The 25,914-nt window shown below is 70.5% G+C and carries 23 protein-coding genes; 20 read left to right on the forward strand and 3 right to left on the reverse strand.

Annotated elements, in window-relative coordinates:
* Positions 1 to 169: 169 nt before the first annotated feature.
* The 15 genes from pgsA (at position 170) to AB0I82_RS20615 (ending at position 15,820) form a co-directional block, all read left to right on the forward strand.
* Positions 170 to 820, forward strand: a complete 651-nt coding sequence (gene pgsA, locus AB0I82_RS20545) for a phosphatidylinositol phosphate synthase (RefSeq protein ID WP_363258740.1) — start codon at positions 170 to 172, stop codon at positions 818 to 820.
* On the forward strand, positions 817 to 1,773 hold the full coding sequence (locus tag AB0I82_RS20550; RefSeq protein WP_363258741.1) for a phosphatidylinositol mannoside acyltransferase: 957 nt from the start codon (positions 817 to 819) through the stop codon (positions 1,771 to 1,773). The genes pgsA and AB0I82_RS20550 overlap by 4 nt, the downstream gene beginning before the upstream one ends.
* The gene (locus AB0I82_RS20555) at positions 1,770 to 2,942 is read left to right on the forward strand and encodes a glycosyltransferase family 4 protein (protein WP_363258742.1); all 1,173 of its coding nucleotides are present in this window, start codon (positions 1,770 to 1,772) and stop codon (positions 2,940 to 2,942) included. The genes AB0I82_RS20550 and AB0I82_RS20555 overlap by 4 nt, the downstream gene beginning before the upstream one ends.
* 169 nt (positions 2,943 to 3,111) lie before the next feature.
* Positions 3,112 to 3,654 carry a hypothetical protein gene (locus AB0I82_RS20560; protein WP_363258743.1) on the forward strand — a complete coding sequence of 181 codons (543 nt, stop codon included), beginning with the start codon at positions 3,112 to 3,114 and terminating at the stop codon, positions 3,652 to 3,654.
* Between the two features lie 140 nt (positions 3,655 to 3,794).
* Positions 3,795 to 4,706, forward strand: a complete 912-nt coding sequence (gene pdxS, locus AB0I82_RS20565; protein WP_030251686.1) for a pyridoxal 5'-phosphate synthase lyase subunit PdxS — start codon at positions 3,795 to 3,797, stop codon at positions 4,704 to 4,706.
* A gap of 11 nt (positions 4,707 to 4,717) precedes the next feature.
* Positions 4,718 to 5,314: a pyridoxal 5'-phosphate synthase glutaminase subunit PdxT gene (gene pdxT, locus AB0I82_RS20570; protein WP_363258744.1), complete on the forward strand. Its 597-nt coding sequence runs from the start codon at positions 4,718 to 4,720 to the stop codon at positions 5,312 to 5,314.
* Positions 5,315 to 5,388: 74 nt separating this feature from the next.
* On the forward strand, positions 5,389 to 6,141 hold the full coding sequence (locus tag AB0I82_RS20575) for a YebC/PmpR family DNA-binding transcriptional regulator (RefSeq protein ID WP_363258745.1): 753 nt from the start codon (positions 5,389 to 5,391) through the stop codon (positions 6,139 to 6,141).
* Between the two features lie 205 nt (positions 6,142 to 6,346).
* The gene (ruvC, locus tag AB0I82_RS20580) at positions 6,347 to 6,976 is read left to right on the forward strand and encodes a crossover junction endodeoxyribonuclease RuvC (RefSeq protein ID WP_363258746.1); all 630 of its coding nucleotides are present in this window, start codon (positions 6,347 to 6,349) and stop codon (positions 6,974 to 6,976) included.
* Complete coding sequence (gene ruvA / locus AB0I82_RS20585) at positions 6,973 to 7,593, forward strand: Holliday junction branch migration protein RuvA (protein WP_363258747.1); 621 nt, start codon at positions 6,973 to 6,975, stop codon at positions 7,591 to 7,593. The genes ruvC and ruvA overlap by 4 nt, the downstream gene beginning before the upstream one ends.
* A 118-nt stretch (positions 7,594 to 7,711) precedes the next feature.
* Positions 7,712 to 8,764, forward strand: a complete 1,053-nt coding sequence (gene ruvB, locus AB0I82_RS20590; RefSeq protein ID WP_363259074.1) for a Holliday junction branch migration DNA helicase RuvB — start codon at positions 7,712 to 7,714, stop codon at positions 8,762 to 8,764.
* 163 nt (positions 8,765 to 8,927) lie between these two features.
* Entirely contained in the window at positions 8,928 to 9,464 is a 537-nt protein-coding gene (gene yajC / locus AB0I82_RS20595; protein WP_363258748.1) for a preprotein translocase subunit YajC, read from the forward strand.
* A 149-nt stretch (positions 9,465 to 9,613) separates the two neighbouring features.
* Positions 9,614 to 11,362, forward strand: a complete 1,749-nt coding sequence (gene secD, locus AB0I82_RS20600) for a protein translocase subunit SecD (protein ID WP_363258749.1) — start codon at positions 9,614 to 9,616, stop codon at positions 11,360 to 11,362.
* 1 nt (position 11,363) lies between these two features.
* Positions 11,364 to 12,500 (forward strand): protein translocase subunit SecF, encoded by a 1,137-nt coding sequence (gene secF, locus AB0I82_RS20605; RefSeq protein WP_363258750.1) that lies wholly within the window; start codon positions 11,364 to 11,366, stop codon positions 12,498 to 12,500.
* On the forward strand, positions 12,497 to 13,045 hold the full coding sequence (locus AB0I82_RS20610; protein WP_363258751.1) for an adenine phosphoribosyltransferase: 549 nt from the start codon (positions 12,497 to 12,499) through the stop codon (positions 13,043 to 13,045). Before secF ends, AB0I82_RS20610 begins: the two co-directional genes overlap by 4 nt.
* A 246-nt stretch (positions 13,046 to 13,291) precedes the next feature.
* On the forward strand, positions 13,292 to 15,820 hold the full coding sequence (locus AB0I82_RS20615) for a bifunctional (p)ppGpp synthetase/guanosine-3',5'-bis(diphosphate) 3'-pyrophosphohydrolase (RefSeq protein WP_363258752.1): 2,529 nt from the start codon (positions 13,292 to 13,294) through the stop codon (positions 15,818 to 15,820).
* Positions 15,821 to 15,891: 71 nt separating this feature from the next.
* On the opposite strand, the gene AB0I82_RS20620 is transcribed toward AB0I82_RS20615, so the two are convergent.
* Both AB0I82_RS20620 and AB0I82_RS20625 read right to left on the reverse strand, forming a co-directional pair.
* Complete coding sequence (locus tag AB0I82_RS20620) at positions 15,892 to 17,121, reverse strand: DUF349 domain-containing protein (RefSeq protein WP_363258753.1); 1,230 nt, start codon at positions 17,119 to 17,121, stop codon at positions 15,892 to 15,894.
* Positions 17,122 to 17,364: 243 nt separating this feature from the next.
* On the reverse strand, positions 17,365 to 18,180 hold the full coding sequence (locus tag AB0I82_RS20625; protein WP_363258754.1) for a peptidylprolyl isomerase: 816 nt from the start codon (positions 18,178 to 18,180) through the stop codon (positions 17,365 to 17,367).
* 183 nt (positions 18,181 to 18,363) lie between these two features.
* On the opposite strand from AB0I82_RS20625, the gene AB0I82_RS20630 reads away from it, so the two are divergent.
* The 5 genes from AB0I82_RS20630 to AB0I82_RS20650 all read left to right on the forward strand — a co-directional run bounded on the left by AB0I82_RS20630 (position 18,364) and on the right by AB0I82_RS20650 (position 25,000).
* Positions 18,364 to 19,080, forward strand: coding sequence for an MBL fold metallo-hydrolase (locus tag AB0I82_RS20630; RefSeq protein WP_363258755.1), 717 nt, complete (start codon positions 18,364 to 18,366; stop codon positions 19,078 to 19,080).
* 11 nt (positions 19,081 to 19,091) lie between these two features.
* Entirely contained in the window at positions 19,092 to 20,354 is a 1,263-nt protein-coding gene (hisS, locus tag AB0I82_RS20635; protein ID WP_363258756.1) for a histidine--tRNA ligase, read from the forward strand.
* A 252-nt stretch (positions 20,355 to 20,606) separates the two neighbouring features.
* Positions 20,607 to 21,254, forward strand: coding sequence for a vitamin K epoxide reductase family protein (locus AB0I82_RS20640; protein ID WP_363258757.1), 648 nt, complete (start codon positions 20,607 to 20,609; stop codon positions 21,252 to 21,254).
* Between the two features lie 42 nt (positions 21,255 to 21,296).
* On the forward strand, positions 21,297 to 22,664 hold the full coding sequence (locus AB0I82_RS20645) for a replication-associated recombination protein A (protein ID WP_363258758.1): 1,368 nt from the start codon (positions 21,297 to 21,299) through the stop codon (positions 22,662 to 22,664).
* Between the two features lie 113 nt (positions 22,665 to 22,777).
* Positions 22,778 to 25,000 (forward strand): NADP-dependent isocitrate dehydrogenase, encoded by a 2,223-nt coding sequence (locus tag AB0I82_RS20650; RefSeq protein WP_363258759.1) that lies wholly within the window; start codon positions 22,778 to 22,780, stop codon positions 24,998 to 25,000.
* Positions 25,001 to 25,086: 86 nt separating this feature from the next.
* Here the strand turns inward: AB0I82_RS20650 and AB0I82_RS20655 are convergent, their stop codons facing one another.
* A complete protein-coding gene (locus AB0I82_RS20655) occupies positions 25,087 to 25,839 on the reverse strand; it encodes a DUF2470 domain-containing protein (RefSeq protein ID WP_363258760.1) in 753 nt (250 codons plus the stop codon).
* Positions 25,840 to 25,914: the final 75 nt, after the last annotated feature.

Genomic DNA, 25,914 nt, shown 5'->3' on the forward strand with positions numbered 1-25,914 from the left:
ACCGGGGATCATGCGGGGCAAGTCCTGGCGGGGGCGGGGAGGCTCCGGCGCGCCGCGGGGGCGGTCGTGAACCGTGGTGCGTTCGCAAAGCGCCGAGGACGCCTGGCTACGATGGGCCAGCCGGTGGCCCCACTGACCGCGCGGCCCGCACACAACCTCCGGGAAGGCCATGCTGAACAAGTACGCGCGTGCGTTCTTCACGCGTGTTCTCACGCCGTTCGCCGCCCTGCTCATCCGCCTCGGCATCAGCCCCGACGTGGTCACCGTCCTCGGTACCGCCGGAGTGGTCGCCGGCGCGCTGGTCTTCTACCCGCTGGGCGAGTTCTTCTGGGGCACCGTCGTCATCACCCTGTTCGTCTTCTCGGACCTGGTCGACGGCAACATGGCACGGCAACTGGGCCGCTCCAGCCGCTGGGGCGCCTTCCTGGACTCCACCCTCGACCGGGTCGCCGACGCCGCGATCTTCGGCGGCCTCGCCCTCTGGTACGCGGGCCGCGGCGACGACCTGCTGCTCTGCGCGGTGACGATCTTCTGCCTCGCCTCCGGCCAGGTCGTGTCGTACACCAAGGCGCGCGGCGAGAGCATCGGCCTCCCGGTAAACGTCAACGGCCTGATCGAGCGCGCCGAGCGCCTGGTGATCTCCCTGGTGGCCTGCGGCTTCTCCGGCCTGCACAAGTTCGGCGTGCCCTGGATCGAGAACCTGCTGCCGATCGCCCTGTGGATCGTGGCCATCGGCAGCGCGGTCACCCTGGGCCAGCGGGTGGTCACCGTACGCCGGGAGTCCGCCGAGGCGGACGCCGTGGGGGGAGAGAGCGCATGAAGCTCGGCAAACTGCCCGGCCTCAACAGGCTGGACACCGGGAAACTGACCGACGCGCTGTACGGCCTGGGCTGGGCCACGGTCAAGAAGCTGCCCGAGCCGGTCGCCGTACGGCTGGGCGAACGCATCGCCGACACCGTCTGGAAGCGGCGCGGCAACGGCGTACGGCGCCTGGAGGCCAACCTCGCGCGGGTCGTCCCCGACGCCTCCCCGCAGGCCCTCGCCCGGCTCTCCCGGGCCGGTATGCGCTCGTACATGCGGTACTGGATGGAATCCTTCCGCCTGCCGGCCTGGAGCCGCGAGCGGGTGGCGGAGAGCGTGGACGTCACCGATGTCCACCGCCTCACCGACGCGCTGGACAGCGACCGCGGCGTCATCCTCGCCCTGCCCCACATGGGCAACTACGACCTCGCGGGCGTCTGGGTCACCCGCGCCCTCGGCGTGCCCTTCGCCACCGTCGCCGAACGCCTGAAACCCGAATCGCTCTACGACCGGTTCGTCGCCTACCGCGAGAGCCTGGGCATGGAGGTGCTGCCGCACACCGGCGGCGCGGCCTTCGGGATACTCGCCCGGCGACTGCGCGCCGGCGGCCTGATCTGCCTGGTCGCCGACCGCGACCTGTCCGCCTCCGGCATGGAGGTCAAGTTCTTCGGCGAGGCCGCCAAGATGCCCGTCGGGCCGGCCATGCTCGCGCTCCAGACCGGCGCGGTGCTGCTGCCCGTCACCTTGTGGTACGACGGTACGCCCGTCATGCGGGGCCGTGTGCACCCCGGGATCGAGGTACCCGAGACCGGTACGCGCACCGACAAGGCCGCCGCGATGACCCAGGCCCTGGCCGACGCCTTCGCCTCGGGCATCGCCGAGCACCCGGAGGACTGGCACATGCTGCAGCGACTGTGGCTCGCCGACCTGGAGCCGCGCGGTGCGGGCGCCCGAGAGACGGAGACGCCTTGAGGATCGGGATCGTCTGCCCTTACTCGTGGGACGTCCCGGGCGGCGTCCAGTTCCACATCCGCGACCTCGCCGAGCATCTGATCCGGCTCGGCCACGAGGTCTCCGTACTCGCACCGGCGGACGACGAGACACCGCTCCCGCCGTACGTCGTCTCCGCCGGACGTGCCGTACCCGTCCCGTACAACGGTTCGGTTGCCCGGCTCAACTTCGGCTTCCTCTCCGCCGCGCGGGTACGCCGCTGGCTGCACGACGGCGCGTTCGAGGTCATCCACATCCACGAGCCGGCCTCCCCGTCCCTCGGCCTGCTGGCCTGCTGGGCGGCGCAGGGACCCATCGTGGCGACCTTCCACACCTCCAACCCGCGCTCCCGCGCCATGATCGCCGCGTACCCGATCCTCCAGCCGGCGCTGGAGAAGATCAGCGCGCGGATCGCGGTCAGCGAGTACGCCCGCCGCACGCTCGTCGAACACCTCGGCGGCGACGCGGTCGTCATCCCCAACGGCGTCGACGTGGACTTCTTCGCCCGCGCCGAGCCGAAGAAGGAGTGGCAGGGCCGGACCATCGGCTTCATAGGCCGCATCGACGAGCCCCGCAAGGGCCTCCCCGTCCTGATGAAGGCCCTGCCCGCGATCCTCGCCGAGGTCCCCGACGCGCGCCTCCTGGTCGCCGGCCGCGGCGACGAGAAGGAAGCCGTCGCGGACCTTCCCGCGGAGTTCCGCGACCGCGTCGAGTTCCTCGGCATGGTGAGCGACGAGGACAAGGCCCGCCTGCTGCGGAGCGTCGACCTGTACGTCGCCCCGAACACCGGCGGCGAGTCCTTCGGCATCATCCTCGTCGAGGCGATGTCGGCGGCGGCGCCGGTGCTGGCCAGCGACCTCGACGCCTTCGCCCAGGTCCTGGACCAGGGGGAGGCGGGCGAACTCTTCACGAACGAAAACGCGGACGCACTGGCCGCCTCGGCGATCCGGCTGCTCCGTGACCCGGCCCGGCTGACCGAACTCCGGGAGCGCGGCAGCCGCCATGTACGCCGCTTCGACTGGTCGACGGTGGGGGCTGACATCCTGGCGGTGTACGAGACGGTGACCGACGGGGCGGCTTCGGTGGACACGGACGAGAGGGTGAGCCTGCGGGCGCGGTGGGGGCTCAAAACAAGCCCGTCCGGCGATTGAGGACGAGCCCGAAGGGCGATAAAGGGGCGCGGGGCGTGTCGATCTGCGGCTGCGCCGCGTGGGCGCGACCGGCCACGACGGCGCGGCACTGGGCAACGGACCCTGCCGGGCACGGCACCGCACCCCGTCGGCCCGGGCCAAGCGCAGCGGACGGGTAACGTGACGCCCCGTGACCACTCTCATCTGGATCCTCGCGGCGCTCATCGTCATCGGGGTGTACCTGAGCTGGACGGCCGGCCGTCTGGATCGGCTGCACGCCCGCATCGACGCCGCCCGTGCCGCGCTCGACGCGCAGCTGCTGCGCCGCGCCTCCGTAGCGCAGGAGCTCGGTACGTCCGGCGTCCTCGACCCCGCCGCCTCGATCGTCCTGTACCAGGCGGCCCACGAGGCACGGCAGGCCGAGGAGGACCAGCGGGAGGTCGCCGAGAGCGCGCTCAGCCAGGCGCTGCGCGCGGTCTTCGACGAGGCCGAGCAGACCGACGCCGTACGGGAGGCCCCCGGCGGCGAGCAGACGCTCGCGGAGCTGAACGCGGCGGTGCGGCGCGTCCCCATGGCCCGCCGCTTCCACAACGACGCCGTACGCGCGGCCCGCGCCGTCCGCCGGCACCGCGTCGTACGCTGGTTCCGGCTCGCGGGCCACGCCCCGTTCCCGATGGCCTTCGAGATGGACGACGAGGCCCCGGCGGCCCTCGGGGAGCGCACGGCGGCCTGAGCTCCGTACCAGTACGGAGGCGAGGGGCCGCCCAGGCCACCCCAAGAGCCACCGCCCTGCAATTGGCCCTTTTCACCTGCCGTACACAAACGGTTCTCTAGGTGCAGCAGCACAACCACCCGCACTTAGTGAGGTCAATCGTGTCCACCACGCCCACCACGCCCCAGTCCCCGGAGACCGGAACCGCCCGCGTCAAGCGCGGCATGGCCGAGCAGCTCAAGGGCGGCGTGATCATGGACGTCGTCACGCCGGAAGAGGCGAAGATCGCCGAGGACGCCGGTGCCGTGGCGGTCATGGCCCTCGAGCGCGTCCCCGCGGACATCCGCAAGGACGGCGGCGTGGCACGGATGTCCGACCCGGACATGATCGACGGCATCATCAACGCCGTCTCCATCCCCGTCATGGCCAAGTCCCGCATCGGCCACTTCGTCGAGGCCCAGGTCCTGCAGTCCCTCGGCGTCGACTACATCGACGAGTCCGAGGTCCTCACCCCGGCCGACGAGGTCAACCACTCCGACAAGTGGGCCTTCACCACCCCCTTCGTCTGCGGCGCCACCAACCTCGGTGAGGCCCTGCGCCGCATCGCCGAGGGCGCGGCCATGATCCGCTCCAAGGGCGAGGCCGGCACCGGCAACGTCGTCGAGGCCGTCCGCCACCTCCGCCAGATCAAGGGCGAGATCGCCAAGCTGCGCGGCTGCGACAACAACGAGCTGTTCGCCGCCGCCAAGGAGCTGCGCGCCCCGTACGAGCTGGTCAAGGAGGTCGCGGAGCTGGGCAAGCTGCCGGTCGTCCTCTTCTCCGCCGGTGGCGTCGCCACCCCCGCCGACGCCGCGCTCATGCGCCAGCTCGGCGCCGAGGGCGTCTTCGTCGGCTCCGGCATCTTCAAGTCCGGCGACCCGGCCAAGCGCGCCGCCGCCATCGTGAAGGCCACCACCTTCTACGACGACCCGAAGGTCATCGCCGACGCCTCCCGCGACCTGGGCGAGGCCATGGTCGGCATCAACTGCGACACCCTCCCCGAGGCCGAGCGGTACGCCAACCGCGGCTGGTAAGGCACTGACAGATGAGCAACAGCACCCCCACCATCGGCGTGCTGGCGCTGCAGGGCGACGTACGCGAGCACCTCACGGCGCTCGCGTCCGCCGACGCCCTGGCGCGCCCGGTACGCCGCGCCGAGGAACTGGACGAGCTCGACGGCCTGGTCATCCCCGGCGGCGAGTCCACGACCATCTCCAAGCTGGCGGGCGTCTTCGGCATGCTGGAGCCGCTGCGCGCCTTCATCCGGGCGGGCAAGCCGGTGTACGGCACCTGCGCGGGCATGATCATGGTCGCGGAGAAGCTCCTGGACGGCCGGGACGACCAGGAGACGTTCGGCGGCATCGACATGATCGTGCGCCGTAACGCCTTCGGGCGGCAGAACGAGTCCTTCGAGGCGGCGGTCGACGTCGCCGGGATCGACGGCGGACCGGTCGAGGGCGTCTTCATCCGCGCGCCCTGGGTCGAGTCGGTCGGCGCCGAGGTCGAGGTACTGGCCGAGCACGGCGGTCACACCGTGGCCGTCCGGCAGGGTAACGTCCTCGCCACGTCCTTCCACCCGGAACTCACCGGCGATCACCGGGTCCACGCGTTCTTCGTGGACATGGTGCGTCACGCCGCGTGACACGCCGCTCCCGGGGCCCCGGTAGGATCTAGGCGTTCGTTTTCAGAAATTGGTTACGCGAAGGAGACAGGCGGATGTCCGGCCACTCTAAATGGGCTACGACGAAGCACAAGAAGGCCGTGATCGATGCCAAGCGCGGCAAGCTCTTCGCGAAGCTGATCAAGAACATCGAGGTCGCGGCCCGCATGGGCGGCGTGGACGTCGAGGGCAACCCGACGCTGTACGACGCCATCCAGAAGGCGAAGAAGCAGTCGGTCCCGAACAAGAACATCGACTCCGCGGTCAAGCGCGGTGGCGGTCTTGAGGCCGGCGGCGCCGACTACGAGACGATCATGTACGAGGGTTACGGCCCGAACGGTGTCGCGGTGCTCATCGAGTGCCTCACCGACAACCGCAACCGTGCCGCCTCGGACGTGCGCGTCGCCATGACCCGCAACGGCGGCTCGATGGCCGACCCGGGCTCGGTGTCCTACCTGTTCAACCGCAAGGGCGTCGTCATCGTCCCCAAGGGCGAGCTGACCGAGGACGACGTGCTGGGCGCGGTCCTGGACGCGGGCGCCGAGGAGGTCAACGACCTCGGTGAGTCCTTCGAGGTGCTCAGCGAGGCCACCGACGTGGTCGCGGTCCGCACCGCGCTCCAGGAGGCCGGCATCGACTACGACTCGGCCGACACCAACTTCGTCCCGACGATGCAGGTCGAGCTGGACGAAGAGGGCGCGAAGAAGATCTTCAAGCTGATCGACGCGCTGGAGGACAGCGACGACGTCCAGAACGTCTTCGCCAACTTCGACGTGTCGGACGAGGTCATGGCGAAGGTCGACGCGTAAGCACCACGCACGGCGACGGCCACAGCCACGGCATCGGCTGACTTGACGGGCCGGCAGGGAACACGCCTGCCGGCCCGTCTCGCGTTGTCAGTGGCACCCGATACTGTGCTGAGCAGGGGATCTCCGCTCCCCCGTGGTGGGGGTGGAGGGACGAAACGGTACGGCGGCGGTGGTGACAGCGCGGCATGAGGGGAGGGGGACACCCGTGAAGGTGCTCGGTGTGGACCCGGGGTTGACGCGTTGCGGGGTCGGCGTGGTCGAAGGGGTGGCCGGGCGGCCGCTCAAGATGGCGGGGGTAGGCGTGGTCCGCACCCCGGCCGACGCCGATATCGCGCACCGCCTCGTCCTCATCGAGCGCGGCATCGATGAGTGGCTCGACGAACATCGGCCCGAGTACGTCGCCGTGGAGCGCGTGTTCAGCCAGCACAACGTCCGTACGGTCATGGGCACGGCCCAGGCCAGCGCGGTCGCCATGCTGTGTGCAGCGCGCCGCGGGCTGCCCGTCGCGCTGCACACCCCCAGTGAGGTCAAGGCCGCCGTCACCGGCTCGGGCCGCGCCGACAAGGCGCAGGTCGGGGCCATGGTCACCCGGCTGCTGCGGTTGGACGCGCCGCCGAAGCCCGCCGATGCCGCGGACGCGCTCGCGCTCGCCATCTGTCATATCTGGCGCGCGCCCGCCGTGAACCGCCTTCAGCAGGCGCACGCGGCCAACCGGCTCCAGCAGGCCCAGGCCGCCGCCGCCCGGCGCACCCCGTCCGCCGCGCGCCCCGTCGGCACGCCTCGGACTCCCGCTCCCGTACGTACAAACCAGCGCACCCCGAAGGGCACGTCATGATCGCCTTCGTCTCCGGCCCGGTCGCGGCCCTGGCTCCCGATGCCGCCGTCGTGGAGGTGGGCGGCATCGGCATGGCCGTCCAGTGCACCCCCAACACGTTGTCCGGGCTGCGCATGGGCGAGCAGACGAAGCTCGCCACCTCCCTCGTCGTACGGGAGGACAGCCTCACGCTGTACGGCTTCGCGGACGACGACGAGCGGCAGACCTTCGAGCTGCTGCAGACGGCGAGCGGCGTCGGGCCCCGGCTCGCGCAGGCGATGCTCGCGGTGCACAGCCCGGACGCGCTGCGGCGCGCGGTCGCCACGGGCGACGAGAAGGCGCTCACGGCCGTGCCCGGCATCGGCAAGAAGGGCGCGCAGAAGCTGCTGCTGGAGCTGAAGGACCGGCTCGGCGAGCCGGTCGGCAGCGCCGGGCCCGCGGTCGGCAGCCCGGTCACGGCCGCCTGGCGCGATCAGCTGCACGCCGCGCTGATCGGCCTCGGATACGCCACCCGGGAGGCCGACGAGGCGGTCGGCGCCGTTGCCCCGCAGGCCGAGGCAGCTGTGGCGGAGGGCGCGCAGCCGCAGGTTGCGCAGCTCCTGAAGGCGGCCCTGCAGTCCCTCAACCGGGCCCGCTGACCGGGCGTCCGCCCGGGTACCCCTACGACGACCCGCACCCCACCCACCCGACGACGCGAGGCAGTACGCAGTGAACTGGGACGACAGCACCGACACCGCGGACGGACAGGACCCCGGCCTGCCGCCGGGCGGCGCCGACCGGCTGGTGGGCGCGGACGCCGACGGCGAGGACACGGCCGTCGAGGCCGCGCTGCGCCCGAAGGACCTGGAGGAGTTCGTCGGCCAGGAGCGGGTGCGCGAGCAGCTGGACCTCGTACTGCGGGCAGCGCGGGCGCGCGGGGCCACCGCCGATCACGTACTGCTCTCGGGCGCGCCGGGGCTGGGCAAGACCACGCTCTCGATGATCATCGCCGCCGAGATGGGCGCCCCGATCCGCATCACCTCCGGCCCGGCCATCCAGCACGCCGGCGATCTCGCCGCGATCCTCTCCTCGCTCCAGGAGGGCGAGGTGCTTTTCCTGGACGAGATTCACCGGATGTCGCGGCCCGCCGAAGAGATGCTCTATATGGCGATGGAGGATTTCCGGGTCGATGTGATTGTGGGGAAGGGGCCGGGCGCGACCGCAATTCCGCTGGAATTGCCGCCGTTCACGCTGGTGGGGGCCACGACGCGGGCCGGGCTGCTGCCGCCGCCGCTGCGCGACCGGTTCGGATTCACCGGGCACATGGAGTTCTACGCCCCGAATGAGCTGGAGCGGGTCATCCACCGCTCGGCGGGACTGCTCGATGTCGACATAGAGACCGAAGGCGCCGCCGAAATCGCCGGGCGGTCGCGCGGTACGCCCCGTATCGCCAACCGCCTGCTCCGTCGCGTACGGGACTACGCCCAGGTCAAGGCGGACGGCCTGATCACCCGCGAGATCGCGGCGCAGGCGCTGGACGTGTACGAGGTCGACGGGCGCGGCCTGGACCGGCTGGACCGCGCGGTGCTCACGGCGCTGCTCAAGCTGTTCAGCGGCGGCCCGGTGGGCCTGTCGACCCTGGCGGTGGCCGTGGGGGAGGAGCGTGAGACGGTCGAGGAGGTCGCCGAGCCGTTCCTCGTGCGCGAGGGGCTGCTCGCGCGCACCCCCCGTGGCCGCATCGCCACGCCTGCCGCATGGGCGCACATGGGGCTGGTGCCGCCGCAGCAGATGACGGGCGGAAACGGACAGCAGGGGCTGTTCGGGACGTGACGGCGCGGGGACTCGCCGGGTCAGGAACTGCGGTGCGATGCTGGGCGTTGTTCCACTGGTGCGGACTCGCTTAGACTCCGCCGATGCCGTCCGTACGGTCCGGCATATCAACCCCCGAATACCAGGCCGCGCCTCCGCGGTCGTGCGAAGGAATGTCCGTCCCGTGAATATCATGACTCTCCTCCCGTTCATCGTGCTCATCGGGGCCATGTTCCTGATGACGCGCTCCGCCAAGAAGAAGCAGCAGGCGGCAGCGCAGATGCGGAATGAAATGCAGCCCGGCACCGGCGTCCGCACGATCGGAGGCATGTACGCCACCGTCAAGGAAATCCACGAGGACGCGGTCCTCCTCGAGGTGGCCCCGGGCGTCCACGCGCTCTACGCGAAGAACGCCGTCGGCGCCGTGCTGCCCGACGACGAGTACAACCGCATCATCGACGGTGCCGAGCAGGGCTCCGTCGTCCCGGACGACGTGTCCTCCTTGACCGGCGCCTCGTCCGTCAACGACGGCGACGACGACACCACCGGTAAGGGTGACGTCGCCGAGAAGATCGACCTGGGCAAGGACGCCGCTGCCGAGAAGGCCGACGAGCCGAAGGCCGAGGAGACCAAGGCCGAGGAGCCGAAGGCCGAAGAGGCCGCCGAGGCGAAGGACGTCAAGAAGGACGCCAAGAAGGACGGCGACGCCGACGCGAAGTAGGCGCGCGCTTTCACGGAACCGCGGTGCACCCGGAGCGGCGCCCGCGGTTCCGGGACCGTCTAGGCTCCGGCGGGGGCACGTCCCCACAAGACTTCGTGGCCGTCCGGCACTGACCTGACTCGGGCGGTTGGACAGGGAGATACGAGAAGGTGGCAGCACCGAACAAGGGCCGAAGGTCGCCGGCGGCCCAGAGCAGGCCGGGGCGCGCCCTGGTCCTGATCTTGGTCGTCATCGCGGCGCTGGTCGGGGGGATGTTCTACTCCGGCACCATGACGCCTCGACTGGGCATCGACCTCGCGGGCGGTACGAGCTTCACGCTGGAGGCGCAGAACCAGCCGGGCAAGCCCAACGCGATCAACGAGACCAACATGAAGACCGCCGCGGGCATCATCGAGCGGCGCGTCAACGGTCTCGGCGTCTCCGAGGCCGAGGTCCAGACCCAGGGCACCAACCACATCATCGTGAACATCCCCAAGGGGACGGACGCGAAGCAGGCCCGCCAGCAGGTCGGTACGACTGCCCAGCTCGGTTTCCGTACGGTGCTGACCGCGGCGGCCGGTACGAAGACGCCCGCGCCGGGTGCCTCCGAGAGCCCGAAGGCCGGCAGCGGCGAGAAGGAGAAGCAGGGCGGCGCCGGCGCGTCGGCCACCCCCTCCGGCAGCCCCACCACGCAGGGCCGTGCCGTCAGTGACGCGCTCAAGAAGGACGACGCTCCGTCGCCCTCCGGCAAGCCCACCGGTTCGCCGAGCGCGCCCCCGGTCCAGCAGCCGCCGCAGGGTGCCGACATCCCCGCCGCGCTGCAGAAGAAGCTCGCGGCTCTGGACTGCTCCACCAAGGAGAGCCGTTCCGCCGCTGCCGAGCAGGCAGCGCGCGCCAAGCCCAGCGACTCGATCGTGTCCTGCGAGGACGACGGCAAGACGAAGTACGCGCTCGGCCCGGTCAAGGTCGAGGGCACGGACGTGGACGACGCCAAGGCCAGCTTCGACCAGCAGGGCGGCCAGGGCTGGCTCGTCCAGATGAACTTCACCTCCGCCGGCGGCAAGAAGTTCGCCGACGTGACCGGTGACATCGCCACCAAGGCCCCGCCGCAGAACCAGTTCGCGATCACCCTGGACGGCGAGGTCGTCTCGGCCCCGCAGGTGAGCAGCGCGATCGCGGGCGGCAACGCCCAGATCACCGGCGGCTTCACCCAGCAGACCGCCGAGGACCTGGCGAACATGCTGTCCTACGGTGCGCTGCCGCTCTCCTTCAAGATCGCGGACGAGACCACCGTCACCGCCGCCCTCGGCGGCGAGCAGCTGTCCGCGGGCCTGATCGCCGGTGCCATCGGCCTCGCGCTGGTCGTCATCTACCTGGTCGCGTACTACCGCGGCCTGTCGCTGGTCGCGCTCGCCAGCCTCCTGGTCTCGGCGGCCCTGACGTACACGATCATGACGCTGCTCGGCCCGGCCATAGGGTTCGCGCTGAACCTCCCGGCCGTCTGCGGTGCGATCGTCGCGATCGGCATCACGGCCGACTCGTTCATCGTGTACTTCGAACGCATCCGGGACGAGATCCGCGAGGGCCGTACGCTGCGGCCCTCCGTCGAGCGGGCCTGGCCGCGCGCCCGGCGTACGATCCTGGTCTCCGACTTCGTGTCGTTCCTGGCCGCCGCCGTGCTCTTCATCGTCACCGTCGGCAAGGTCCAGGGCTTCGCGTTCACGCTCGGCCTCACGACCCTGCTGGACGTCGTGGTGGTCTTCTTCTTCACCAAGCCGCTGATGACGCTGCTGGCCAAGCGGAAGTTCTTCCACTCGGGCCACCCCTGGTCGGGTCTGGACCCCACGCGTCTCGGCGCGAAGCCGCCGCTGCGCCGCGGCCGGCGCACCTCCGCCCCCATCGAGACGAAGGAGGCGTGAGATGTCCAAGCTCGGCAACATCGGCGCCCGGCTGTACCGAGGCGAGGTCGGCTACGACTTCATCGGCAAGCGCAAGATCTGGTACGCCGTCTCGATCCTGATCACCATCACGGCGATCGTGGGCCTCGGGGTGCGCGGCCTCAACATGGGCATCGAGTTCTCCGGCGGCGCGGTCTTCACCACCCCGAAGACCTCCGTCTCCTCGACCCAGGCCCAGCACGACGCGGAGGCCGCTTCCGGCGGCCACCAGGCCACGGTCCAGAAGCTCGGCAACGGCGGGCTGCGGATCCAGATCAGTGAGCTGGACACCAAGGAGTCCGTGCCGGTCCAGGAGAAGCTGGCCAAGGACCTGAACGTCCCGGTCGAGGACGTCAACACCCAGCTGGTCGGCCCCAGCTGGGGCGAGGAGATCGCGAACAAGGCCTGGCTGGGCCTGGGGATCTTCATGATCCTCGTGGTGCTCTACCTCGCCATCGCCTTCGAGTGGCGGATGGCGCTGGCGGCCCTGATCGCGCTGATCCACGACCTCACGATCACGGTCGGCGTGTATGCGCTGGTCGGCTTCGAGGTCACGCCCGGCACGGTCATCGGCCTGCTGACCATCCTCGGTTACTCGCTGTACGACACGGTCGTGGTCTTCGACAGCCTCAAGGAAGCCTCCCGGGGCATCACCAAGCAGTCGCGCTACACCTACGGGGAGATCGCCAACCGGTCGATCAACTCCACGCTGGTGCGGTCGATCAACACCACGGTCGTGGCGCTGCTCCCGGTGGCGGGCCTGCTCTTCGTGGGCGGCGGCTTCCTGGGCGCGGGCATGCTGAACGACATCTCGCTGGCCCTGTTCGTGGGTCTCGCGGCCGGTGCGTACAGCTCGATCTTCATCGCCACCCCGCTGGTCGCCGACTTCAAGGAGCGCGAGCCGCAGATGAAGTCGCTGGCCCGGCGGGTCCGTGCCAAGCGCGCCTCCGCCGCCGCCAAGGAGGACTCCCGCGAGGGGTCGGCCGAGGGCGGCGCGGAGTCCGGCGAGGAGCCGCAGGACGACGCCCCGGCGGCGGCCGGCAGCTCGTCGGCCGGCCCGCGCAGCCAGCCCGCGTCCCGCACCCGCGGTCGCGGCCGTCCGTCGGGCAAGCGCCGATGAGCGCCCCCGCGGAGCTGCGCGAGCTCCTGCTCAGCAAGATCGCGGACGTACCGGACTACCCGCAGGCGGGGGTCGTCTTCAAGGACATCACGCCGCTGCTGGCCGACCCGGACGCGTTCGGGCAGCTGACCGACGCGCTGGCCGGGGTCTGCGCGGAGTTCGGCGCGACGAAGATCGTGGCGCTGGAGGCCCGCGGGTTCATCCTCGCGGCCCCGGTCGCGGTCAAGGCGGGCGTCGGCTTCGTGCCCGTACGGAAGGCGGGCAAGCTCCCCGGGGCGACGCTCGGCCAGTCGTACGCGCTGGAGTACGGCCACGCCACGATCGAGATCCACGCCGACGCGCTGGCCCCGGGTGACCGGGTGCTGGTGATCGACGACGTGCTGGCCACGGGCGGTACGGCCGAGGCCTCGCTGACCTTGATCCGCCGCTCCGGCGCCGAGGTCGCGGGCGTCGCGGTCCTGCTGGAGCTGGGCTTCCTCGACGGCCGGGAGAAGCTGGCGGCGGGGCTCGACGGGGCGCCACTGGAGGCGCTGATCACGGTCTGAGGCCGCGGTAACCGCCTCGCGCGGCGCCGTGTACGGCGTTCGAATGCCAGGCAAAGTGCAGGTAAAAGGGCATCCGGCATAAATGCGGGTGCCCTTTTGCTGTGACCACAGGAGCAGCGGCCCGCGGGCGAGCCGTGGCTGCCGGCATGGATACCATGGCAGCCCGGCCACTTCGTGGACCGGTGGTCCGGCACCGCTCTTTTCCGCCCGTTCACCGGCGGGAAAGGTCCCAGCGAGGAGTTGCTCTTGCCAGACGAGGCCCAGCCGCTCTCCCCCCGCACGCCCGGGGGCAGCCCCGCCGCGCGCCCGGACGACCGGCCCGCGGGCGGCGCCGCGGACGCGCCGAAGAACGGCGGGAAGGAAGCGCCCGCGGGGCCCGTCCCGGCGGTTTCCGGGCCTCCCGCCACGGCGCCCAAGCCCACCCCGCCCTCGGCCCCCAAGCCGCTGCCGCCCGGCCACACCGGCCAGCCCGGCGGCCGCTCCGGCTCCTCCAACCGCGTCCGCGCCCGCCTGGCCCGCCTCGGCGTGCAGCGCCAGAGCCCGTACAACCCGGTACTGGAGCCGCTCCTGCGCATCGTGCGCAGCAACGACCCCAAGATCGAGACGGCCACGCTGCGCCAGGTCGAACGGGCCTACCAGGTCGCCGAGCGCTGGCACCGCGGTCAGAAGCGCAAGAGTGGCGACCCGTACATCACGCATCCGCTCGCGGTGACCACGATCCTCGCCGAGCTGGGCATGGACCCGGCGACGCTGATGGCCGGGCTGCTGCACGACACCGTCGAGGACACCGAGTACGGCCTGGACACCCTGCGCCGGGACTTCGGCGACCAGGTCGCGCTGCTGGTCGACGGCGTCACCAAGCTGGACAAGGTCAAGTTCGGCGAGGCCGCGCAGGCCGAAACCGTGCGCAAGATGGTCGTCGCGATGGCCAAGGACCCGCGCGTCCTGGTGATCAAGCTCGCCGACCGCCTGCACAACATGCGCACCATGCGCTACCTCAAGCGCGAGAAGCAGGAGAAGAAGGCGCGCGAGACCCTGGAGATCTACGCGCCGCTCGCCCACCGCCTGGGCATGAACACCATCAAGTGGGAGCTGGAGGACCTCGCCTTCGCGATCCTCTACCCCAAGATGTACGACGAGATCGTCCGGCTGGTCGCCGAGCGGGCGCCCAAGCGCGACGAGTACCTCGCCATAGTCACCGACGAGGTCCAGGCCGACCTGCGCTCGGCGCGCATCAAGGCCACCGTCACCGGACGGCCCAAGCACTACTACAGCGTCTACCAGAAGATGATCGTCCGTGGCCGCGACTTCGCGGAGATCTACGACCTGGTGGGGATTCGTGTCCTTGTCGACACGGTGCGTGACTGTTACGCGGCGCTGGGCACGGTGCACGCGCGATGGAATCCGGTCCCGGGCCGGTTCAAGGACTACATCGCGATGCCCAAGTTCAACATGTACCAGTCGCTGCACACGACGGTCATCGGGCCCAACGGCAAGCCGGTCGAGCTGCAGATCCGCACCTTCGACATGCACCGCCGCGCCGAGTACGGCATCGCCGCGCACTGGAAGTACAAGCAGGAGGCCGTGGCCGGCGCCTCCAAGATCCGCACCGACGTGCCCAAGGGCAAGGCCGGCAAGGACGACGCGGTCAACGACATGGCGTGGCTGCGGCAGCTGCTGGACTGGCAGAAGGAGACGGAGGACCCGGGCGAGTTCCTGGAGTCGCTGCGCTTCGACCTCTCCCGCAACGAAGTCTTCGTCTTCACGCCCAAGGGCGATGTCATAGCGCTGCCGGCCGGTGCGACGCCCGTGGACTTCGCGTACGCGGTGCACACCGAGGTCGGCCACCGCACGATAGGCGCGCGCGTCAACGGCCGCCTCGTACCGCTCGAATCGACCCTCGACAACGGCGATCTGGTGGAGGTCTTCACCTCCAAGGCGCCGGGCGCCGGGCCGTCCCGCGACTGGCTGGGCTTCGTCAAGTCCCCGCGGGCCCGCAACAAGATCCGCGCATGGTTCTCCAAGGAGCGCCGCGACGAGGCGATCGAGCAGGGCAAGGACGCCATCGCGCGGGCCATGCGCAAGCAGAACCTGCCGATCCAGCGCATCCTGACCGGCGACTCGCTGGTCACCCTCGCGCACGAGATGCGGTATCCGGACATCTCGTCGCTGTACGCGGCGATCGGCGAGGGCCATGTCACCGCCCAGTCCGTCGTGCAGAAGCTGGTGCAGGCGCTCGGCGGCCAGGACGAGGCCACCGAGGACATCGCCGAGTCCACGCCGATCCGCCGCTCCAAGCGGCGCTCCAGCGCGGATCCGGGCGTGGTCGTCAAGGGCGTCGAGGACGTCTGGGTGAAGCTGGCCCGCTGCTGTACGCCGGTGCCGGGCGACCCGATCATCGGCTTCGTGACTCGCGGCTCCGGAGTCTCGGTGCACCGCGCGGACTGCCTCAATGTCGACTCGCTGTCCAAGCAGCCGGAGCGGATCCTCGAAGTCGAGTGGGCGCCGACCCAGTCCTCGGTCTTCCTGGTCGCCATCCAGGTCGAGGCGCTGGACCGCTCGCGGCTCCTCTCGGACGTCACACGGGTGCTGTCCGACCAGCACGTCAACATCCTGTCCGCGGCCGTCCAGACCTCCCGCGACCGGGTGGCCACCTCCCGCTTCACCTTCGAGATGGGCGACCCCAAGCACCTGGGGCACGTCCTGAAGGCGGTACGGGGTGTGGAGGGCGTGTACGACGTGTACCGCGTGACCTCGGCGCGCAGGCCCAACTAGCCGCTGTACAACGCGAGGAGGGCCCCGGTACGCGATCCGTACCGGGGCCCTCCGTCGTGACGGACGCTCGCTCAGCCGCCGAACTCGTGCAGGCCCTTGAGAGCCTGGTCCAGCAGGGCCTGGCGGCCCTCCAGCTCGCGGGCGAGCTTGTCGGCCTTGGCGTCGTTACCGGCGGCCCGGGCCGTGTCGATCTGCTTCTGGAGCTTGTCGACGGCGTCCTGGAGCTGACCGGTCAGCCCCGCGGCACGCGCCCGCGCCTCGGGGTTGGTACGCCGCCACTCGGCCTCCTCGGCCTCCTGGATGGCGCGCTCGACGGCGTGCATCCGGCCCTCGATCTTCGGGCGGGCGTCCCGCGGCACATGGCCGATGGCCTCCCACCGCTCGTTGATCGAACGGAACGCGGCCCGCGCGGCCTTGAGGTCCGAGACCGGGAGCAGCTTCTCGGCCTCGACGACCAGCTCCTCCTTCTTGGTGAGGTTCTCCCGCTGCTCGGCGTCCCGCTCCGCGAAGACCTCGCTGCGGGCCTGGAAGAAGACGTCCTGGGCGCCGCGGAAGCGGTTCCACAGGTCGTCCTCGTGCTCGCGCTGGGCGCGGCCCGCGGCCTTCCACTCCTGCATCAGCTCGCGGTACCGGGCCGCCGTCGGGCCCCAGTCCGTCGAGCCCGAGAGCGCCTCGGCGTCCGCGACCAGCTTCTCCTTGATCTGCCTGGCCTGCTCGCGCTGCGCGTCCAGCGACGCGAAGTGGGCCTTGCGCCGCTTGGAGAACGCGGAGCGGGCGTGCGAGAAGCGGTGCCACAGCTCGTCGTCGGACTTGCGGTCCAGCCGCGGCAGCCCCTTCCACGTGTCGACCAGGGCGCGCAGCCGCTCGCCGGCCGCCCGCCACTGCTCGCTCGCCGCCAGCTCCTCGGCCTCGGCGACCAGCTTCTCCTTGGCCGTCCTGGCCTCGTCGGCCTGCCGGGCCTTGGCCGCCTTGCGCTCCTCGCGGCGGGCCTCGACCGTCTGGACGAGCGCGTCCAGACGCTTGCGCAGGGCGTCGAGGTCGCCCACCGCGTGGTGCTCGTCGACCTGCTGCCGCAGATGGTCGATCGCGGTCATGGCGTCCTTGGCCGACAGGTCGGTGGTCTTGACCCGCCGCTCGAGGAGGCCGATCTCGACGACCAGGCCCTCATACTTGCGCTCGAAGTAGGCGAGGGCCTCGTCGGGCGATCCTGCCTGCCACGATCCGACGACCTTTTCGCCGTCGGCGGTACGCACGTACACGGTCCCCGTCTCGTCGACGCGGCCCCATGGGTCGCTGCTCACAGCGCCTCCTCCACATGATGCCGGCGGGACACCGGGGTCCCGGGCATCGTCCACAGTTTCTGTCCGGCGGGACCGCGCCCCGGCCGGTCCGACGGACTGTTCTTGCGGGTGAGGGTGGCAGCCGTCGGAGCAGGCACCCTACCCAACGCCAATCTAGGCGACCGGCGGCCCGGCTGTCCGCATCCCGCACGACCGAAATTCCGTGGTCCCGGCGCGGACGGCCAGGGCCGCGGCACAAAACTGTCAGGACTTGGTGACGCGGGCCCGGTCGATGACGACGGTGGCGTTGGGCACGGTGTTCTGCGTCTGCGGGTCGGGCGTGGACCCGGCCTCGGCGATCTTCTTCAGTACGTCCATGCCCTGCGTGATCGTCCCGAACGGCGTGTAGTTGGGCGGCAACCGGCTGTCCTGGAAGACCAGGAAGAACTGGCTGCCGCCGGTGTCCCGGGTCTTCTCGCTCTGCCCGTCGTAGCGGTTGGCCATCGCGACCGTGCCCGCCGGGTAGACGCCGCCCTTGAGCCGCGGGTCCTTGAGGTTCTCGTCCGGAATCGTGTAGCCCGGGGTGCCCTGGCCGGTACCGGTCGGGTCGCCGCACTGCAGGACGTGCAGGCCGTCGTCGACCAGGCGATGGCACTTGCTGTGGTCGAAATAGCCCTGTTCCGCCAGGAATTTGAACGAGTTGACCGTGTGCGGGGCCTTCTTCGCGTCCAGCTTCATGGCGATGTCGCCACACGTGGTGGAGAGCTTCGCGGAGTACGAAGCGGAGGTGTCCACCGTCAGCTTCGGCTCCTTCTTCCACTGCTTCTTCGACGGCTCGCCCTTGGCGGGCGTCCCGCACGGGTCCTTGGGCCGCTGCTCCGCCGCCGTGTTCTTGCTGTCGCCGCCGACCAGCCCCGCCGTCGCGTACACGGCCCCGCCCGCGGCGAGCGCCACCGCGAGCACCGACGCGATGATCACGTTCCGGCGCTTGGTCTTCCGCTGCGCGGCCGTCCGCCGCTGGAGCTGACGCTCGTACTTCTGGCGCGCGAGCTGCTTGCGCCGCTGATCCCCCTTGACCACCAGGCCGTCTCCTTGGTCCGCATGATCTGCCGTGGCCCGTACCGTATACGGGTTCGCTCCGGCGGGAGTCCCGCCGGTAGGCTCTGAACAGCAGAGATCTTGCAGCATGTTTCTGTGAGATCCGCCAGGGCCGCTGCCAGGGCCTGCCAGGATCTGTCCGCCGGACGATTGATGAGGACGAACGTGCTGATTGCCGGGTTCCCCGCCGGGGCCTGGGGCACCAATTGCTACTTGGTCGCCCCCGCCGCGGGTGAGGAGTGCGTGATCATCGACCCCGGCCACCAGGCCGCCGACGGTGTCGCGGAAGCGGTGAAGAAGCATCGCCTCAAGCCCGTCGCCGTCGTCCTCACCCACGGCCACATCGACCACGTCGCCTCCGTGGTGCCGGTCTGTGGCGCGCACGACGTCCCCGCCTGGATCCACCCCGAGGACCGCTACATGATGAGCGACCCGGAGAAGGCGCTGGGCCGGTCGATCGGGCAGCAGCTGATGGGCGAGCTGACGGTGGGAGAGCCGGATGACGTCAAGGAGCTGGCGGACGGCGGCAAGCTTGCGCTTGCCGGAATGGAATTCGCCGTCTCCCATGCGCCGGGCCATACCAAGGGGTCGGTGACCTTCAGGATGCCCGAGCAGGCCGACATTCCGCCGGTCTTCTTCTCGGGCGACCTGCTCTTCGCCGGCTCCATCGGACGCACCGACCTGCCCGGCGGCGACCACGCCGAGATCCTCCGGTCGCTGGAGCGCGTATGCCTCCCGCTGGACGACTCGACCGTGGTGCTGTCCGGCCACGGCCCCCAGACCACCATCGGCCAGGAACGCGCCACCAACCCCTTCATGCGGCAGGTGGCCGCCGGCCTCGGCGCCGAGGCGCAGCCTCGGGCGCCACGACGAGGAATGTGACGAAAGCTTCCGTGAGCACCTTCAAGGCCCCCAAGGGCACCTACGACCTGATCCCGCCGCAGTCCGCGACCTACCTGGCGGTCCGCGACGCGATCTCCGGACCCCTCAAGCGCTCCGGCTACGGCTACATCGAGACGCCCGGCTTCGAGAACGTCGAGCTGTTCGCGCGCGGCGTCGGCGAGTCCACCGACATCGTCACCAAGGAGATGTACGCCTTCGAGACCAAGGGCGGCGACCAGCTCGCGCTGCGCCCCGAGGGCACCGCCTCCGTGCTGCGCGCCGCGCTGGAGGCCAACCTCCACAAGGCCGGCAACCTCCCGGTCAAGCTCTGGTACTCCGGCTCGTACTACCGCTACGAGCGCCCGCAGAAGGGCCGCTACCGGCACTTCTCGCAGGTCGGCGCGGAGGCCATCGGCGCCGAGGACCCGGCGCTGGACGCCGAGCTGATCATCCTGGCCAACGACGCGTACCGCTCGCTGGGCCTCAAGAACTTCCGCATCCTGCTCAACAGCCTCGGCGACAAGGAGTGCCGCCCCGCCTACCGGGCCGCGCTGCAGGACTTCCTGCGCGCCCTGGACCTGGACGAGGACACCCGCCGCCGGATCGAGATCAACCCGCTGCGGGTCCTGGACGACAAGCGCGCGGACGTGCAGAAGCAGCTGGTCGGCGCGCCGCTGCTGCGCGACCACCTCTGCGAGAACTGCAAGGCGTACCACGAGCAGGTACGCGAGCTGCTGACCGCGGCGGGCGTCGCGTACGAGGACGACCCCAAGCTGGTGCGCGGGCTGGACTACTACACCCGTACCACCTTCGAGTTCGTCCACGACGGGCTGGGCTCGCAGTCCGCGGTGGGCGGCGGCGGCCGGTACGACGGCCTGTCCGAGATGATCGGCGGCCCCGCGCTGCCGTCCGTCGGCTGGGCGCTGGGCGTGGACCGTACGGTCCTGGCGCTGGAGGCCGAGGGCATCGAGCTGGAGATCCCCGCCAGCACGGCCGTCTTCGCGGTGCCGCTGGGCGAGGAGGCCCGCCGGGTGCTCTTCGGCACGGTCACCGAGCTGCGCAGGGCCGGTCTCGCGACCGACTTCGCGTACGGCGGCAAGGGCCTGAAGAACGCGATGAAGTCCGCGAACCGCTCCGGCGCGCGGCTGGCGATCGTCGCCGGCGAGCGCGACCTCGCCGAGGGCGTGGTCCAGCTCAAGGACCTGGAGAGCGGCGAGCAGTCGCCGGTCGCGCTGGACAAGGTGGTCGAGGAGGTCCGGCGGAAGCTGGGCTGAGTGAGCCCCGTTTTGCGGCTAAACCGCCGCCGCTCTCGCGGAGCTGGTGCTCGCCATGTGGGTTCCTCAATTGATGGCTGATGTGCCGGATGCGAGGAGGGCCTGGCACGAGATGCCGGGCCCTTCGTCGTATGAAAGCACTGTTCGCGTGCGGGTGGCTTTATGTCCTTCCGACGGTGAGCGGTGGGGCGGTTGCGGCACAATGTGAGGCTCCACGGCCCTACTGACCACCGGATCGACGGAAACGGCGATATGACGACGACTACGCTTGATGACGTGCCCACCGACCACGCCGCTGACGGCGTCGACGACCGCACCATCGGAGCGGGTCGCCCCTTCGCCCTGCTCCTGGTGATCACCAGCGCCCTGGGCCTGCTCTCGGCCTGGGTCATCACGCTCGACAAGTTCGAGCTGCTGAAGGACCCGAACTTCAAGCCGGCGTGCAGCATCAACCCGATCATCTCCTGCGGCAACATCATGAAGAGCGCGCAGGCCGAGGTGTTCGGCTTCCCGAACCCGATGGCGGGCCTGGTCGGCTTCGGCGTCGTGATGGCGATCGGCATGGGCCTGCTCGCCGGTGCCCGCTTCCGCCGCTGGTACTGGATCGGCCTGAACGTGGGCACGTTGCTCGGCACGGTCTTCTGCATGTGGCTGATGGCGCAGTCGCTGTACGTCATCAACTCGCTGTGCCTGTGGTGCACGCTGACCTGGCTGATCACCATCCTGATGTTCTGGTACACCACGGTCCACAACATCAAGCACGGGATCATCCCGGCCCCGGCGGGCCTGCGGAACGCCGTCCTGGAATTCCACTGGGTCGTCCCGGTCCTCTGGTACGGCGTGATCGGGCTGCTGATCCTCACGAAGTGGTGGACGCAGTACTGGAGCACGCTGCTGTAGGCAGCAGTCGCGTTGTCAGTGGGGTGACATAGTCTCGGGAGCGTGGAGCCCGACCTGTTCACCGCCGCCGCCGAAGACCGCCAGGAGAAGGACCCCGCGGGGTCCCCGCTCGCCGTACGGATGCGCCCGCGCACCCTGGACGAGGTGGTCGGCCAGCAGCATCTGCTCAAGCCCGGATCGCCGCTGCGGCGGCTGGTGGGCGAGGGGGAGGGCGGACCCGCCGGGCCGTCCTCGGTGTTCCTGTGGGGCCCGCCCGGCATCGGCAAGACCACCCTCGCGTATGTCGTCAGCCAGGCGACGAACAAGCGCTTCGTGGAGCTCTCCGCGATCACCGCGGGCGTGAAGGAGGTGCGGTCCGTCATCGACGGCGCCCGCCGCGCCTCCGGGGGATACGGCAAGGAGACCGTCCTCTTCCTGGACGAGATCCACCGCTTCAGCAAGGCCCAGCAGGACTCCCTGCTCCCGGCGGTGGAGAACCGCTGGGTGACCCTCATCGCGGCGACGACGGAGAACCCGTACTTCTCGGTGATCTCCCCGCTGCTCTCCCGCTCGCTGCTGCTGACGCTGGAGCCGCTCACCGACGACGATCTGCGCGGGCTGCTGCAGCGCGCGCTGACCGACGCGCGCGGGCTGGCGGGCGCGGTGACGCTGCCCCCGGACACCGAGGCGCATCTGCTGCGCATCGCGGGCGGCGACGCGCGCCGGGCGCTGACGGCCCTGGAGGCCGGTGCCGGGTCCGCGATCTCCAAGGGCGAGAAGGAGATCAGCCTCCGGACCCTGGAGGAGTCCGTCGACCGGGCGGCGGTGAAGTACGACCGGGCCGGTGACCAGCACTACGACGTGGCCAGCGCGCTGATCAAGTCCATCCGCGGCTCGGACGTGGACGCGGCGCTGCACTATCTGGCGCGGATGATCGAGGCGGGCGAGGACCCGCGGTTCATCGCCCGGCGGCTGATGATCTCCGCGAGCGAGGACATCGGGCTGGCCGATCCGACCGCGCTGCAGACCGCGGTGGCCGCCGCGCAGGCCGTCGCGATGATCGGCTTCCCCGAGGCCCGGATCACGCTCAGCCAGGCGACGATCGCGCTGGCCCTCGCGCCCAAGTCGAACGCGGCGTACATGGCGATCGACGCGGCGCTCGCGGACGTGCGCGCGGGCCTGGCGGGCCCCGTACCGATGCATCTGCGCGACTCGCACTACAAGGGCGCGGAGAAGCTCGGCCACGGCAAGGGCTATCAGTATCCGCACGACCTCCCCGGCGGCATCGCGGCGCAGCAGTACGCGCCGGACGAGGTGCACGGCAAGCGGTACTACACCCCGACGCGGTACGGCTCCGAGGCGCGGTACTACGACGTGGTGGAGCGGGTGCGCAGCAGGCTGGCGGGGGAGGCGGGGCCGTCGGGGGAGTGAGGCGGGCGCGGAAGCGGCCGTTCCGGCACCGCTCGGCAGGGCCCTGTCGAACGGGGGCCGCTCACGAGATATCTTGATGTCGAGCAATGTTGCAGACGTGGAGCGGAGCACCGGTGACTGACTCGACCATCATCTATACGCACACCGACGAGGCCCCGGCCCTGGCGACGTATTCGTTCCTGCCGGTGATCGAGGCCTACGCCTCGACGGCCGGTGTCGCCGTGGAGAGCCGTGACATCTCGCTGGCGGGCCGGATCATCGCCAGCTTCCCCGAGCGTCTTCGGGAGGACCAGCGCATCGACGACGCGCTCGCCGAGCTCGGTGAGCTGGCGAAGACGCCCGAGGCGAACATCATCAAGCTGCCGAACATCTCGGCCTCGATCCCGCAGCTCAAGGCCGCCGTCGCCGAGCTGCAGGAGCAGGGTTACGCGCTCCCGGACTACCCGGACGACCCGAAGACCGACGAGGAGCGCGACATCCGCGCCCGCTACGACAAGGTCAAGGGCAGCGCCGTCAACCCGGTCCTGCGCGAGGGCAACTCCGACCGCCGCGCCCCCGCGTCGGTCAAGAACTACGCCAAGGCCAACCCGCACCGCATGGGTGCCTGGTCCGCCGACTCCAAGACGAACGTCGCGCACATGACCGGCGACGACTTCCGCTCCACCGAGAAGTCGGTCGTCATCGCCGAGGACGGCGCGCTGAAGATCGAGCTGGTGGGCGACGACGGCACCACCACGGTGCTGCGCGAGTCGGTGCCGGTGCTGGCGGGCGAGGTCGTGGACGCCTCCGTCATGCGCGTCGGCGCGCTGCGCGAGTTCCTCAAGGAGCAGGTCGCCCGCGCCAAGGCCGAGGGCGTGCTGTTCTCGGTGCACCTCAAGGCCACGATGATGAAGGTCTCCGACCCGATCATCTTCGGTCACGTCGTGCGCGCCTTCTTCCCGAAGACCTTCGCCAAGTACGGTGACGTGCTCGCCGGCGCGGGCCTGACCCCGAACGACGGTCTCGGCGGCATCTGGAAGGGCCTGGAGTCCCTGCCCCAGGGCGAGGAGATCAAGGCGTCCTTCGACGCCGAGCTCGCCGAGGGCCCGGACCTGGCGATGGTCGACTCGCACCGCGGCATCACCAACCTGCACGTCCCGAGCGACGTCATCGTCGACGCCTCCATGCCGGCCATGATCCGCACCTCGGGCCACATGTGGAACAAGGACGACCAGGAGCAGGACACCCTCGCGGTCATCCCGGACAGCTCCTACGCCGGCATCTACCAGGCCGTCATCGACGACTGCAAGGCCAACGGCGCGTACGACCCGTCGACCATGGGCTCGGTGCCGAACGTCGGCCTGATGGCGCAGAAGGCCGAGGAGTACGGCAGCCACGACAAGACCTTCGAGGTGCCCGCCACGGGCACCGTGCGGGTCCTCGACGGCAACGGCACCGCGCTGCTGGAGCAGGAGGTCAGCGCCGGCGACATCTTCCGCGCCTGCCAGACCAAGGACATCCCGATCCGCGACTGGGTCAAGCTGGCCGTCACCCGCGCCCGCGCGACCGGCGACCCGGCCGTGTTCTGGCTGGACGAGGGCCGCGCGCACGACGCGAACCTCATCGCCAAGGTCAAGCAGTACCTCCCGGAGCACGACACGGAGGGCCTGCAGATCGAGATCATGTCCCCGTTCGAGGCGACCAAGTTCTCCGTGGAGCGCATCCGCCGCGGCGAGAACACGATCTCCGTCACCGGCAACGTGCTGCGTGACTACCTCACCGACCTGTTCCCGATCCTGGAGCTCGGCACGAGCGCCAAGATGCTCTCGGTGGTGCCGCTGATCAACGGCGGTGGCCTCTTCGAGACCGGTGCCGGCGGCTCCGCGCCCAAGCACGTCCAGCAGCTGGTCAAGGAGAACTACCTGCGCTGGGACAGCCTGGGTGAGTTCCTCGCGCTCGCGGTGAGCTTCGAGCACCTCGCGCAGAAGACGGGCAACGCGCGCGCCCAGGTGCTCGCCGACACCCTCGACCGCGCGACCGGCACGTTCCTCGCGGAGAACAAGTCGCCCAGCCGCAAGCTCGGCGGTATCGACAACCGCGGCAGCCACTTCTACCTCGCGCTGTACTGGGCGCAGGAGCTGGCCAAGCAGACCGAGGACGCCAAGCTGGCCGAGGCGTTCGCCGAGCTGGCCAAGACGCTGGCCGAGCAGGAGCAGACGATCGTGGACGAGCTGGTCGCCGTCCAGGGCAAGCCGGCCGACATCGGCGGCTACTACCAGCCCGAGGTGGCCAAGGCCGCGGCCGTCATGCGGCCGTCCGCCACGCTGAACAAGGCGCTCGCCTCGCTCAGCGCCTGACGCGCCCCGCGGGCGGCAGCCCGTACGCGTACCGCCCCGGCCGGTCTACGACCAGCCGGGGCGGTCCCGTTGGGGCGCTCACGCTCTCACGCCGCGGCGTCGAAGAGGTGGTGCATCGCCCGCCGCAGCTCCATCAAGTCGCGCACGGGCGAGGGGAAGTCGAAGCGGGCGTCGAAGACCTGGTGGCCGGGGTCGGCGAAGCGGACCCGCAGTCCGAAGCGGTCCAGCGCCACCGGTACGACGCTGCCGCGCGCCGCGCACACCTGCTCGGCCCGGTCGCCGAGCAGCCCGCACAGGTCGCGCACCTGCTCGCCGTGCGAGGAGTGCAAGTGCTGCAGCAGCTCGGCCTCGTGGCCCGCTACGGGGTCCGGAGCCGCCTGCGTGAATTCCTCGGGCTCGACGGAGTCCGCGCCCCACAGATCGTCCACGGTGGCCTCGCCGACCTCCAGGCGCAGCATCATCCAGGCGCCTCGCCCGTCGGTGCCGGGCAGCGGGTCGGGGCGCAGCGCCTCGCCGATGCCGAGCAGCTCGCCGACGGGGTGCCGCTCGGCGAGCAGCCGGGCGGCGTGGGCGCGGTCGTCGCCGCGTACGGGGGTCAGCCAGCCGGCGATCCAGGCCCGTCCGCGGATGCGATGGGGCACCGAAACGGGCGCGACGTCCGTGAGTTCCATCACTGCGGTGACGTCGTCGTCCTGGGCGTGTGCGGCGGCTCGGGCGGCCGCGGAATCCCCAGGAACCAGTAGTAGCACGTCTCCTGAGGCGTCGACCGTTCTGCAGGCGGGCGCTGCGAAGCCGGCTTCGTCGAGATCGTGGACTCCGGGAATGGTCAGAGACGCCATAGCATGGGAATCCACGAGGGTTCGCACACGCTCGGCGGCGGTCGGCTGCTGGGCGTCTTCCGTGGGACGCGGCTG

The sequence above is a fragment of the Streptomyces sp. NPDC050315 genome, assembly GCF_040655775.1.
Classification (GTDB): Bacteria; Actinomycetota; Actinomycetes; order Streptomycetales; family Streptomycetaceae; genus Streptomyces.